Source organism: Stieleria maiorica, from assembly GCF_008035925.1.
GTDB classification, from domain to species: domain Bacteria; phylum Planctomycetota; class Planctomycetia; order Pirellulales; family Pirellulaceae; genus Stieleria; species Stieleria maiorica.
Genome location: NZ_CP036264.1, coordinates 5815810 through 5828525, shown reverse-complemented (window position 1 = coordinate 5828525; position 12716 = coordinate 5815810). Strand labels below are relative to the sequence as shown.

Below are 12716 nucleotides of genomic sequence, written 5' to 3'. Positions count from 1 at the left end.
ACGCTTCTGCCCGTGCCTTTCATACCTGATCCGTTTTCTTGGTGAGCAACACACAGGTCATCACCAAGGCGACCATCAACGCCACACCACTCAGGCTGGTGATCACGCTGCAACCCAGGTCGCCCAGATCCAGACGCGACAGGAAACTTCGGGTCGAAAGGTAGTTGAACGCCGGAAAGACCATCAGGGCGCCCAGCACACCTCGCGTTGACGGTGAAACCGATTTCCAAAAGTCGGTGCATGCCAAAAGCAGACCCAGGATCGGCGCGACGACAACCAACGCATCGTAAGACTGGTGGTACAAACTGGTCAGTGTCGCGACCACGATCAGGCAACCCGTTCCGCCGGCGACGCCATCGTCCAAACCGCTTCGTCGTCGTTGAAACAGAATCCACATCGGCCAGGCGAGAATCAACATCATGGCCGCCAATTGAACGGCCGACCCGGGATCGCCGCCCGTCCATTTACAAATCGTCGCCAGGGCATCCAATCGGGTCCAGGATTCCAGGGGCGATTCGCCGTGAGTGTTCATGTGGATTTCTTGGGCGGTCGCGATGTCGTCGACAATCTTTTCGAATCCCGCCGCCATGTCGACCGAACCGGTCTCACGAATCCCTTCGTGGTACGCCAGGTAGGACATCGGCAGCCCCGCCCCGATCACGCTGATCACCGCTCCGATCAACAGTGCTTTGAAGTTGCCACGAGCCAACATCAGGAAACCGAGCGGCAAGATGAAGGTCGGCTTTGCCGAAACAATCGCCAACGCCAGCGCAGCGACCAGCGGACGGCGTCGGGCAAAGTGGACCGCGGCTATCGTCGCCAGCGCCAGCTCGATCGTGAAGTAGCCGTTGTACAGCGAGATGTGTCCGCTGCGCGAGAACACGATCGCGGCGGCAATCCCGGCGATCCAACCCACGCTGCGGCCGACTCCGGCGGCGTGGGCGGACAACATCGCCAGCACCACCACAAGCGTCACCGAAATCGAAAAGAACACAACATCCGCGACCGGCAGCGGCAGGAACGTCAGGGGCGCGTGCAGGACCAGAATGATCGGCGAAAAGAATGGGATCTGACGTGAGACCGGGTACTCGTCGGCGTACTGTTGACCGTACGGGCTTTTGCCGGCCAACAACGCTGTGGCGGGGAAGTACAGCCCGTTGTGAAAGTCGCACATCCCCTGGGTGGAAAGATCGCGTGACCCGGGAGTTTGATAGCGCGAGACGGTACGGATCGCGGTCAGGGCGACGCCGAGACAAAACAGCAAACAGACGATGACAGTGATCGCAAGGCGTTTGCCGTGGTCGGTCATCCCAACAACTCTCTTACCGCCGCGGTGATGTCGTCTTTTCTCATCAACGATTCGCCGACCAGCACGGCTTTGACTCCGCCGCCGGCCAATCGCACCAGGTCCGCGTGTTCACGAATGCCGCTTTCACCGACGATCAAGCGGTCCGGAGGAATCGACGGGCAAAGATTCAAGGTGTGCTGGAGCGTTGTTTTAAACGTCCGCAGGTCACGATTGTTGACTCCGACCAGTTTGGTTCCGGTGGCCAAGACGGCTTCCAGGTTCTCGGGGTCGAACAGCTCGATCAACGTCTGCATCCCCAATTCAACCGCGAAATCGTGCAGCTGTTTCAGTTCATCCGGGGGCAAACATTCGGCGATCAGCAACACGCAATCCGCCCCCGCATGACGCGCCTGAAGCAACTGGTACCGATCGACGATAAAGTCCTTGCGCAAGATCGGGATGTCGACCGCGGCGCGGATATCGCGCAAGTAGTCCAGTGATCCTTGAAAGAACGGCTGGTCGGTCAACACGCTGATGCAGGCGGCTCCGCCGTCGACATAGCACTTGGCGATGTTGACCGGGTCAAAGTCCGCGCGGATCAGACCCGCCGAGGGGCTGGCGCGTTTGACTTCGGCGATCAAGTTGACGCGTTCACCGGCGGCGAGCGCGGCGTGAAAGTCACGGCAGGGCGGCAGGGCGGAAAGCTGGGCTTCCAGTTCGGACGCCGGGACGACGGCCTTGTCGCGCGCGATCGTTTCGCGAGTTTTGACCAGTATGTCGTCTAGGATCGTCATTGCGAAAAACCAGTGTGTCTGCCCAGTCGTCGTTGGTGTCCAGGATCAAGCACGATGGCCCGTCCGGGGCGTCGTCCGTCGGGCTCCCCACGACGACCTCGAAAGGACGTCGTACGCCAACAGCTTAGTCCGTGCGCTCGCGGCACGGCCCCGTGATTGCGATTAATGTTTGAAGTGCCGTCGCCCGGTCAACACCATCGGCAAATCATGTTGGTCGCAGGCTTCGATGACTTCGTTGTCGCGTCGCGAGCCACCGGGTTGAATGATCGCGACGATTCCCGCTTCGGCGGCCGCTTCGATCGAATCGGGGAAGGGGAAGAATGCGTCGGAGGCCAGGATCGCTCCCTTGGCCCGATCGCCTGCTTTTTCGATCGAGATCTCGACGCTGTCGACACGGCTCATCTGCCCCGCCCCGACGCCGACCAACGAGGTGTCTTTGGCCAACACGATGGCGTTGCTTTTGACGTGACGGACCATTTCCCAGCCGAACACCAGGTCATCCCAAAGGTCGTCGTCGACCTTGGTTTGCGTCGGGGTTTCCCACTGCACGCGCGGGCTGGTCAATCGGTCCGCGTCCTGCACCAACATCCCGCCGCTGATGAACCGACGTTGAATCGACGGCGGCGGATCGTCCAGGATGCCGACTTGCATCAGCCGGACGTTCTCGCGCCAGCGGGGACGCGTGGTCAGCAATCCGACCGCGCCGGCTTCGAAATCCGGTGCAACGATGGCCTCGATGAACAACCCCGGTTCGCACAGCAATTCGGCCGTCGCCATGTCGACCGTCTTGTTGAATCCCAGCACCGATCCGAATGCGCTCAACGGATCGCCGGCGAGGGCTTTGCGACAGGCGTTGGCGAGTTTGGCGTCGCTGGCGGCACCGCAGGGGTTGTTGTGCTTGATCACCGACACGGCCGGGTTGGACAGACCGCGGACGATATCCAGTGCCGAGTCCAGGTCCAGCAGGTTGTTGTAGGAGAGTTCTTTGCCGCTGATCTGTCGCGCCGAAACCAGATTGGCACTGCGGACGGTCGGGTCGGAATACAACGCCGCTCGCTGGTGCGGGTTTTCGCCGTATCGCAATTGGGTTTTGCGACGCAACGCCAAGTGCATCGACGAAGGGAATTCACCGGCGATGCTGTCACCACGCATGTAGTCGGCGATCGCGCGATCGTAGGCCGCGGTGTGGTCGAATGCGTCGGCGGCCAATTGCTTTCTCAATTCCAGCGTCGTGCCGCCGGCGTCGAGCTGTTCCAGCAGTTCGCCGTACTGTTCGGGGCTGGTCGCGACGGCGACGTCGCGATGGTTCTTGGCAGCCGCACGGACCAGACTGGGCCCCCCGATGTCGATTTGTTCGACGCATTCATCGAATGTGGCGCCAGCCCGGGAGGCGGTCGCGGCGAAGGGGTACAAGTTGACGACGACTAAATCGAACGGAACGATGTCGTGGTCGTCGATCGCGTCCATGTGGTCGTCGCGATCGCGGATGGCCAGAATCCCGCCGAAGATCTTGGGGTGCAGCGTTTTGACGCGACCGTCCAACATTTCGGGAAAACCGGTGTAATCGGCGACATCCAGCACCTCGATGCCCGATTGTTCCAGGTGCCGCCGCGTGCCGCCGGTGCTGTAGATCGTGACACCGTCGCGCTGCAAGCCCGCCGCCAGATCGGCCAGACCCAGCTTGTCGCTGACACTGATGAGCGCGTTTCGAACTGGGGTGACTTTTGACACGGGGGGCAGGCCTAATGGGGGGAGGTGCGACGGGTGAACACGTGGTTTTGACGCGAACCTCAAAACCGATGTGGCAAATTAAATTCGGCGGCAGCGAAGGTCAACCGGACGCCTAAAGCTTTGTGCCTATTGGATTTTCGCGCCGCCCTTCGAGCGGACCGCAGATTGTCCTATAACACGTCGATCTGGCCCGTGTCTTCCTGCTCTTGCCCCATTTAATCCCAGTCCGATCGATGTTAGCTGCCCGAGTGATCCCCTGCCTGGACGTGCATGGTGGACGCGTCGTCAAAGGAACGAATTTCGTCAATCTGCGTGACGCGGGGGATCCGGTACAGGTCGCCAGCCGTTATGAGGCCGAAGGGGCCGACGAGCTGGTTTTTTTGGACATCACCGCCAGCCACGAAGAACGCGACATCATCCTGGATGTGGTTCGCCGCACCGCCGACTGCGTTTTCATGCCGCTGACCGTCGGTGGCGGCGTGCGGACGATCGAAGACGTCCGAGACCTGCTGAACGCGGGCTGCGACAAGGTGTCCATCAACTCCGCCGCCTGCAAAGACCCCGAGTTTGTTCGCAAGGCGGCCGATCGATTCGGCAGCCAATGCATCGTCGTCAACATCGACCCCAAGCGGGTGATCAAAGACGGTCAGGAGTTTTGGGAAGTCCACATCAACGGCGGCCGGAAACCGACGGGTTTGGAAGCCGTCGCCTGGGCGAAAACCGTCCAGGACCTGGGCGCCGGCGAGATCGTGTTGACCAGTATGGACGCCGACGGAACCTGTGACGGATACGATTTGCCCGTCACCGCCGCGGTCAGCCAAGCCGTGTCGATCCCCGTGGTCGCCAGCGGCGGGGCCGGAAATCCGTCCCACTTGGCCGATGCCATTTTGCGTGGCAAAGCCAGTGCCGCGCTGGCGGCCAGCATCTTTCACTTCGGCCAATACACGATCGCGGAAACCAAGCAAGTCATGCGCGACGCCGGCATCCCGGTGCGACTGTAGACGCAACGTGTCGGACACCCCCGGCAACCCGTGAGACTCTGTGCCGTCTCGTTCCAAGGCTCCGCCTTGGAACGCAATGCAGGTGTGGCTCCCGCCACATGCACCGCGTGTATCCACAGGCGGAGCCCGGGAACAAGGCGAAGCCCTGTTGGGATTAGCCGTTTGGCGCCAGCCTACGGCCTCAATCGACGCTGGCTTAGACGCTGGGGCCCGAACGCTTCCGCGAATCGGCTGATGTCACTCGTGTATCGACGCCCGATGGCTGCGGTGAGTCGACCATCCACCGCAGAGTGATTTCGCTTGAATTCTGAATCACCTCAGAATCCAGATTTCGCGCAGCCCAGGCGGAGCCACTGGAACACGATGGCCCTTCCTGGCTGTCGTCCGTGGGATTCGGTACAACGCCCCCGATCAAATCAGCACGGGTTTTTTCAGGTTTCTTCGGACGGGTACGAATTGGCCGGCGTGCATCATCGGGTGCGTGGCGATCAGGATGAAAACACCGCCGACGTTGGGACAGATCTGGCGCAGATGCTCGGGGGCGGGTTTGGCCAAGTCTTCGTCCGATTGGGCATCCAACGCTTTGAACGCCGCCTCCTTCAGCTTCGCGAAGTAACCCAAGTACTCGTCTTTGCTCGTAAAGTCTGCTGGATCGTCGCTCGACTTGTTTTCTTTGGAGTGTTTCTCCGCAAAGCCCTCGGGCAACTCGACTGCAAATCCCGGGGCGACTGAATTGAGCAGGCCGCACTCGGAGGCGATCAAATGGCCCAGCTGCCAAGCGACGTGGTTGCACCCCTTGGCCGGCCGTGTCAAAAGTTCTTCGTCGCTGAGGTCGCTGACGTACGAAGAGAGGACCAAACGGCTGAAGTCATACGTTTGGCGAATCGCGTCTTTTCCGTGCATGGTTGAATCTGATTGATGAGGGTGAAGGAAGAAGTCGTCCAAGGCGACGAGAATGTCTTTATAGCGGTTGGGGCCGCCGCCGGTGTGCCGACGTGTTGGCGGCATCGGGCTCGCGCCAAACGGCTGATAATCGTTTGACATCGGCCGGCCGGCTGGCGTCAGCGCGAGCAGCCTGTTGATTTAATCGTCTTCTATGAAAGAACAGGACAATACGAGGCGCGAAACGCTAGCGAGTGGATTCGCCTCGCCCCTTGCTAGAATTCCGCCCCAGCTTGATCGTCGGGTAGCTGATGCGTTCGGACAGTCGCCGTGTTCTCCGAACTCGGCGCGCGAAAAAGCGGAGCTTTGCTCCGCGCCGACCTCGGAGAGGACGGCGACTTTCCAGCCAAATCGAAAACTGCGCTGCGGCGGAATACTAATTGCCGACGAAACGATCGAACAGCGATCGTGCCCGGGCCACGTCATCGGTCCCGTCGACGACGACGCGTCCGTCACGAAACAAGGTCAACTGTGTGGTGTCGTCGATCTGCAATCGGGTGAAGAAACGCGTCGACTGGACGGCGCCGATCGATTCCCAACGCCGCGCCATTTCCGTCAGATCGATTCGTACGCTGTCGTTTTGCGGATTCAGTTGCACGGCGTCGCGACCACACAACGCACCCTCGCTGCTTTGAAGTGCATCGCCGCGCAAAAAGTCGAACTCGCGGCCGACACAGGCGATGCAGTCGGGGGCGATGGCCGGATCGAGCGTGACGTGGCGGACGCGATTGTTCCACAAGTCGATTGAAAACACTGATTTTGAAACGGCATCGCGATTACCCGAGATCCACTTGATCGCTTCGGCCGATTGCAGGCTGGCGATCAGGTGAGTCGCCGGACCGATGACTCCGGCGGTGTCACAGGTGTCGACCGCGCCGGCTGGTGGCAGTTGGGGGATCAAACAACGGAAACAAGGACGATCGTTGCCATCGAACAGCCGCACCTGTCCGGCCGCCCCGACACATCCGCCGTGCACCCACGCGGTGCCCGTGGCGAGCGCCCAATCATTCAACAGAAATCGAATCCCGAAATTGTCGGTGGCATCGATCACCAGTTGAGCGCCGTCCAACACGGATTCGATGTTGCCCGCATGGACGTCGGTCACGATCGGCGTGAGTTTTACTTGGTCGTTGATCTGTCGCAATCGACGACAGGCGGCTTCGGCCTTGCTGGCCCCCTGGCGGGCGTCCTCGCTGTCGAACAGCGATTGGCGTTGCAAATTCGTCCACTCGACAACATCGCGGTCAACGATTCGAATTTGACCGACGCCGGCGCGACAGAGCAGTTCTGCGGCGACCGTTCCCAGCGCGCCGCAACCCAAGACGGCCACCTCGGCTTGTTCGATCCGTTGTTGACCTTGGGCGCCGATCGGGGCGAACTGGCGTTGGCGTGCGTAGCGATCTGAAGACGATGGATTCACGAAACGAGTGATTGGAAAGGGCGAACGTGAAGTTGAGACGAATCAGGGAGCCGTCATGGCCAATGTAAACCATCTCGCCGCGCGTGCCGAGTTGCTTCGCCAGACGCGTCGTTTTTTTGATCACCATGGATTTTTGGAAACACAACCGCCGTGCCTGTCGCGCGACTGTGTGGTCGACGCCTACCTTGATCCGTTGACCCTTGATTCGAGTGCGCTGGGCGTTTCGGATCCGCGGCTGCCCGAACGGTTTTATTTGCAAACGTCTCCCGAGTCCGCGATGAAGCGGATGTTGGCCAGCGGTGCACCGTCGATCTATAGCGTCGGTCCGGTGTTTCGTGGCGGCGAAGCCGGGCAATGGCACAACATCGAATTCACGATGTTGGAATGGTATGAAGTGGGGGGGGACATCGAATCCGCGATGCGACTGACCGGTCAGTTCGCCGCCACGATCCTTGATGCCGACGGCTACGATTCGATCCCCTACCGCGACGTCTTTCGCCAGCAACTCGGGATCGATCCGATCGAGGTTGCGATCGATGATCTGCGCGATTTGGTTGGTCGGATCGATGCGTCGATGGCCGCGACGGTTGGCGATGACCGAGATCAATTGTTGGACGGTCTCTTGTCCGCGCGGATCGCGCCGACCCTGGGCCAGCAACGTCCGGTGCTGTTGACCGATTACCCTCTCTCGCAAGCAGCACTGGCAAAACCATCGGCGCAGGACCGTCAGTGTGCCGCCCGGTTCGAACTGTATGTTCGCGGGATCGAAGTGGCCAACGGCTACGATGAATTGCTGGACGCCGAGACCCTGCTGGAGCGTTATCGGGAAAACAATCATAAACGGGTGGCATCGGGGCGCGAGCGTCTGGAGATCGAGACGACGTTGGTCGCCGCGATGCGCGCGGGTTTGCCGCCATGTAGCGGGGTGGCGCTGGGGATCGATCGGTTGTTGATGTTGAAGGTCGGTGCCGAGAGTATTGAGGAGGTGATGCCGTTCACGATCTCCCGTGCATGACTAGTTTGGGCAATCGCGCCTACCCGTCTGTGGCGGGCCATCCGGAGAGCCAAGATCGACCAAAACGGCCTTGAAAAGCTACGCCGACTGGAAATGGTGGTTACAATAGTGGCAGCCTCAAAACCAAAGGATCACACCGATGTCTGACGCGCTTGCGCCAAGTAACCAGCGGGCCGCTGGGAAATCATCAGGAGAAGGCTTAGCCAGCAAACCGGCCGGTCGTTTGACCGTCAATGCGGCTTTTCTGAGGGAGATTAAAGACGACAACCGTCAGTTGAAATCGCTCTGGGATCGCCTGGTTCCGATGTTTTCGCATCCCGAGACCGTCAAAAATCATTGGCCAGAACTGATCGCCTCGCTGGCGGAACTGAGAGACCAGTTGGCGATCCATTTTTCGCTTGAAGAGGCTTACGGTTACTTTGATGATGCCGTAGATATCGCACCGCATCTGAGTTTGACGGCCGAATCGCTGCGATCGCAACACTCGTCGCTTTATTCACAGATCCGCGATCTGGCCGATGGGATCTTGGAATTGAACAGCGAGGCGGCCGAACACGTGACCAAGCTGATGCGTCGTTTCAAAGCGTTTAAAAAGAGCTTTGAAAACCACGAAGAGTCCGAGTTGAAGTTGATTCTGGAAAGTGTTGACGACGATCTGGGCGTCGGCGATTGATGGACGTCGTGGTCGGGGATGCCCTCGTTCCAAGGCTCCCGCCTTGGAACGCGAGGCAGGTGTGGCTCCGCCACGCGACCTGAGTGATCCGCGAGTCGGAGCCTCAGGGTGACTTTGGCGTAGCTACGCTCGCCAGAGCGTGGAAAACCCTGGGGGTCCACCTTCTGGCGAAGGTAGCTACCTTCGGCCGGCGATTGACGGTGTTACTTGCGCAAAGCGGCGCTGTCCAGCTCGACCCGGGAAAGCCTGCACAAACTAGCTGGCACTCTGGCCGCAAACGCGATTGCGGCCCTCGCGTTTTGCCTGATAGAGCTGCTCGTCGGCGCGTCGGATCAATTCCAACCCGGTGTCGCTGTGTTGATGTTCGTTGTGTCGGTGGTTCAGGACCGCAAACCCGAAGCTGGCGGTGATGTCGAGCGGTCCGGCGGCGGTCTGAAAGGGATGTTCACAGACCGCCATGCGGCACCGTTCGGCGACCTCGGATGCTTCTTCGGCCGCGGTGGCCGAGAGCAGCATGCAGAACTCCTCGCCGCCATAGCGGGCCAATAAATCGTCTTCGCGGCATGCCGTGGAGACGCGTTTTCCGAATTCACGCAACACCTCGTCGCCGACCAAGTGTCCATAGTTATCGTTGACGCTTTTGAAATGATCGATATCCAGCATCACGACGGTCAGCGGTTGCTGCTGGCGGATCGCGGCGGCGATCGAGCGATTGAGGGTTTCTAGCAGGTAGCGTTTGTTCATCGTCCCGGTCAACGCATCACGCGTCAGTGCCGAATAGACCGTTTCGTGGTACTGTGATTCCACGCTGCCGGCGGAGAGAAACTTGAACAGAAAACTGCCGAAACGAATCGTGTCGCCGGAATTCAAGCACGCGCGTTTGACTTGGTGTCCGCCGACGAACGTGCCGTTGGTGCTGTCTAAATCTTCGAGTTCAAAACCTGACTCGGTGCGCCGGATCACGGCGTGTTGTCGCGACACACTGGTATCTCGGAGCAACAGGTCGGAACCGGATTCGCGGCCGATCATCAATTCGTCTTTTTCGATCAACAACATCCCGTCGACGACATCGGGAGGGTAGATTTGGACCAAACAGGATTGGTCATTGCGATGACTGAGCGAAGGATCGGGCGAACGTTGCAGCGTGGCTTCCGGTTCCAGATGCACCGGCGTGTCAATGGGCGCTTCATTGGCCGAACCGGCTGCGCTATCCTTGGTCGAACCGAGCAGTCCATCCGGGTTGGTGTCGCCTTTGAGAGGGTCGGGGGTCGTTGCAGCTGGCATCGTGTCAGTTCATCGAGGTCGGTCGGGACGCTTTGGCGTCTGTCAATCGGGCTCACAAAGATGGGTCACAATTCACAACCCGCCTGATCCGATTGTGTCGCCCGTGGCGGCTTGGTCGGCGAATGCGGGCCCACAAAGCGGTTATTCCGCCGATCTGGATTGTATCAATCAATATCGCCACTCGGAACCGAAATAGCCGCTGATGCCAGGCCGAAAGACGCCCAGTCCGCTGCGATAATCGATGTGTTCCTGGTAGAACTTGTTGGTCAGGTTTTCCACGCCGCCGGTCAGCAAGACGGGGCCGATCCAGCGATAACCGCGAACGTCATAGGTGGTGAATCCCGGCGTCGGTTCTTCATCCAGCGATTCAGCGACACGATCCTGGTTGTCGACCACGCGGGCGGAAAACTCGATCCCCCAGCGCTCGCCGGGACAGGGATCATGCAGCAAGAAGCCGAGGCGGGCTTCGAGCGGATGGATGCCCGGCAGCGGTTCGTGATCGACACCCTCCAGATCGCTACGGTCGGGCAAAAATGATAGTCGCGCCGGGGCATTGCGTGACAAATCGCGACCTTCGGTGTAGCTGGTGATCCCGAACACGGTCAACCAATTTCGAGCGGCATGCTGGGCATAGAACTCCGCCCCGGCGATCGACGCCAGATCGGTATTGACGAAGTAGGCGCCTTGTTGGAAACCGTCGATCGTTCCCGCCGGATCGATCAGGTCGTACGTGATGTAATCGTGAATCCAACTGTAGTAGGTTTGAACGCCCAATTGAGTCGTCGCATCTTCGTACTGCAATCCAGCGTCGACTTGCAGGATCTTTTCGCTTTCCAGTTCCGGATCGCCCTGCAGAAACGTCAGCCCCCGTTGCAACGATCCGATGAATGACGATTCGACATACATTTCGGTCAAGGTCGGGTTCCGGTGTGCGGTGCCGATCCCGGTGTTCAACGACCATCCCGGCGAGAAGCGGTAATTGGACGTCAGGTACGCCGAGCCGAGCAAAAAATCTTGGTCCAGCTCTGCGTCCTTGAGCAGCGAGATCGGGACCGGAACGCCATCGACGATGTCATCAGAATCGGCGAACACGCCATCGACACGGGCACCGGCGGTCATCGTCCAGCAGCCGTTGATTTGCTCGACGTCTTCGACGTAAAAACCGACGTCGATCGAATGGCTGCGGGGGATGGGAAAGTTATTGTCCGACGGCGGTGCCACCGGTTCGATGTCGTTGAGCTGCTGGTTCAGGATGATCAAATCGGTGCCGACGGCGACTTCACCGCTTCCGGTCAAGTAGGTGCTTTCCAGCCGATAGCCGCCCGACAATCCGTCTCCGTCGGTCACCGCAAAGCCGTCAAAGCCGCTGGTCGATTCCAAGCTGAAACGCAACTCGGGGATCTGACGGTCCTTTCCGGGCCGCAACGTGTCGCCTTCGAACCGCGTGCGGTTGTACCAAACCTCGGCTCGGAACCGGTCGGCAAACCCGGGGGCCGTGTTGGTGTACGTCACTTCGTAACCGTCGGTGACCAGGAAATTCAAGTCATAGACCAGCCCGGGAAACTCCACGTCGGTCTGGTCCAACCGCAACACATTGAATTCCAACGACTGTGTCGGGGACAGGTCCACGCCAAAGGCCAGGAAGATGTCGCGAGATTTGTAACTGGAGGGCATGAAGAAATCCGATTCGCCGGTTTCATAGTCGTTGCCGGTCGCATGCCCGTAGCTGACGAAGAATCCGTAGCGGTCGCTGCCGCCGTTGAACGACTGGCGGCCATACCACTGCTGGCCGTTGCTGTTGTACGTCGCGCTGGTGCTGCCATGCGTTTGAAAACCGCCCTGATAGCGAGGGGCTTTGACAAAATCCAGATCGACGAACCGAAATCCGGGCCCGTACTTGGCCGCATACGGGCCTTTGATCAAGATCAGGTTGTCGATCAGCCGCGAGTCGATCTTGCTCATCATCGTGTCCAGGTCCATCCGAGCCGGTGCCCAGTACGATCCCGACGCCAGGACCTGGCCGACGCGTTGTCCGCGAACCCGCGTGTCGCTGACGATCGGCGTGCGGTGCTGGATCGCGACACCGTGGGCGGCTTTGGATCGTTCGACCAAATGTCCGATGTCGCTGGTGCGCCGACCGGTGGCTTCGGCCGAGAACACCGCATCGGCGGCCGGACTGTGGGCTCGATTGCGACGGGTTTCTGGCAGGTCATTGACTTGATTGACATCGCCGAACAGTTTCGCCAATCGTTCGTCCGGTTTCAGTGACGGTTGAGGGTTTTCCGTCGCGTCGCGTGATCGGGCGGCTTGTAGCGTGACATCGGACGAAGGGGCCGGCGTCGGCTGTTGTGCGCCGGCCGGTGCCGCCAAAGCGAAAAACATGGCCCAGCAGGCAGCAATTCTGGTTGTGGTGTCCAAGCCCATGGGTATCCTTTCCCGTTGCAGATCGTGTCGTCCCTCGCGATCGGAATGATGGCGCGGTGTTGAATTGGCGAGGGACGTTAGCGGGGAATCGTCTCGATTCGGGCGAGGGGGCCGGTGCGGAACCAGGATTTGACGGAAAACACT

10 protein-coding genes are annotated in these 12716 nt (G+C 59.8%); 3 read left to right on the top strand and 7 right to left on the bottom strand.

The features are described 5' to 3' along the window. Positions 1-19: 19 nt before the first annotated feature. From Mal15_RS19830 to purH, 3 genes are all read right to left on the bottom strand, one after another. Positions 20-1309: a glycosyltransferase family 87 protein gene (locus Mal15_RS19830; RefSeq protein WP_147869356.1), complete on the bottom strand. Its 1290-nt coding sequence runs from the start codon at positions 1307-1309 to the stop codon at positions 20-22. Continuing rightward, entirely contained in the window at positions 1306-2082 is a 777-nt protein-coding gene (gene trpC / locus Mal15_RS19825; RefSeq protein WP_147869355.1) for an indole-3-glycerol phosphate synthase TrpC, read from the bottom strand. Before trpC ends, Mal15_RS19830 begins: the two co-directional genes overlap by 4 nt. Positions 2083-2244: 162 nt before the next feature. Then, the gene (purH, locus tag Mal15_RS19820; RefSeq protein ID WP_147869354.1) at positions 2245-3813 is read right to left on the bottom strand and encodes a bifunctional phosphoribosylaminoimidazolecarboxamide formyltransferase/IMP cyclohydrolase; all 1569 of its coding nucleotides are present in this window, start codon (positions 3811-3813) and stop codon (positions 2245-2247) included. A gap of 233 nt (positions 3814-4046) precedes the next feature. Here purH and hisF point away from each other — a divergent pair, with 233 nt between their 5' ends. Beyond that, complete coding sequence (gene hisF, locus Mal15_RS19815) at positions 4047-4814, top strand: imidazole glycerol phosphate synthase subunit HisF (RefSeq protein ID WP_147869353.1); 768 nt, start codon at positions 4047-4049, stop codon at positions 4812-4814. Between the two features lie 411 nt (positions 4815-5225). Here the strand turns inward: hisF and Mal15_RS19810 are convergent, their stop codons facing one another. Beyond that, the gene (locus Mal15_RS19810) at positions 5226-5822 is read right to left on the bottom strand and encodes a DinB family protein (RefSeq protein WP_233902903.1); all 597 of its coding nucleotides are present in this window, start codon (positions 5820-5822) and stop codon (positions 5226-5228) included. 310 nt (positions 5823-6132) lie between these two features. Next, positions 6133-7176, bottom strand: a complete 1044-nt coding sequence (locus Mal15_RS19805; RefSeq protein WP_147869352.1) for a ThiF family adenylyltransferase — start codon at positions 7174-7176, stop codon at positions 6133-6135. Positions 7177-7231: 55 nt separating this feature from the next. Between Mal15_RS19805 and epmA the strand changes: the two genes are divergently transcribed. Both epmA and Mal15_RS19795 read left to right on the top strand, forming a co-directional pair. Further along, complete coding sequence (epmA, locus tag Mal15_RS19800; protein WP_147869351.1) at positions 7232-8191, top strand: EF-P lysine aminoacylase EpmA; 960 nt, start codon at positions 7232-7234, stop codon at positions 8189-8191. Between the two features lie 139 nt (positions 8192-8330). Beyond that, positions 8331-8864: a hemerythrin domain-containing protein gene (locus tag Mal15_RS19795; RefSeq protein ID WP_147869350.1), complete on the top strand. Its 534-nt coding sequence runs from the start codon at positions 8331-8333 to the stop codon at positions 8862-8864. Positions 8865-9119: 255 nt separating this feature from the next. On the opposite strand, the gene Mal15_RS19790 is transcribed toward Mal15_RS19795, so the two are convergent. Beyond that, positions 9120-10148, bottom strand: coding sequence for a GGDEF domain-containing protein (locus tag Mal15_RS19790; RefSeq protein WP_147869349.1), 1029 nt, complete (start codon positions 10146-10148; stop codon positions 9120-9122). A 168-nt stretch (positions 10149-10316) separates the two neighbouring features. After that, the gene (locus Mal15_RS19785; protein WP_147869348.1) at positions 10317-12530 is read right to left on the bottom strand and encodes a TonB-dependent receptor; all 2214 of its coding nucleotides are present in this window, start codon (positions 12528-12530) and stop codon (positions 10317-10319) included. Between the last annotated feature and the right edge of the window lie 186 nt (positions 12531-12716).

Bases quoted from the DNA above. Each gene is read 5' to 3' on its own strand.
- Mal15_RS19830 (WP_147869356.1), bottom strand. From the start codon at position 1,309: ATGACCGACCACGGCAAACGCCTTGCGATCACTGTCATCGTCTGTTTG.
- trpC (WP_147869355.1), bottom strand. From the start codon at position 2,082: ATGACGATCCTAGACGACATACTGGTCAAAACTCGCGAAACGATCGCG.
- hisF (WP_147869353.1), top strand. From the start codon at position 4,047: ATGTTAGCTGCCCGAGTGATCCCCTGCCTGGACGTGCATGGTGGACGC.
- Mal15_RS19810 (WP_233902903.1), bottom strand. From the start codon at position 5,822: ATGCCGCCAACACGTCGGCACACCGGCGGCGGCCCCAACCGCTATAAA.
- epmA (WP_147869351.1), top strand. From the start codon at position 7,232: ATGGCCAATGTAAACCATCTCGCCGCGCGTGCCGAGTTGCTTCGCCAG.
- Mal15_RS19795 (WP_147869350.1), top strand. From the start codon at position 8,331: ATGTCTGACGCGCTTGCGCCAAGTAACCAGCGGGCCGCTGGGAAATCA.
- Mal15_RS19790 (WP_147869349.1), bottom strand. From the start codon at position 10,148: ATGCCAGCTGCAACGACCCCCGACCCTCTCAAAGGCGACACCAACCCG.
- Mal15_RS19785 (WP_147869348.1), bottom strand. From the start codon at position 12,530: ATGTTTTTCGCTTTGGCGGCACCGGCCGGCGCACAACAGCCGACGCCG.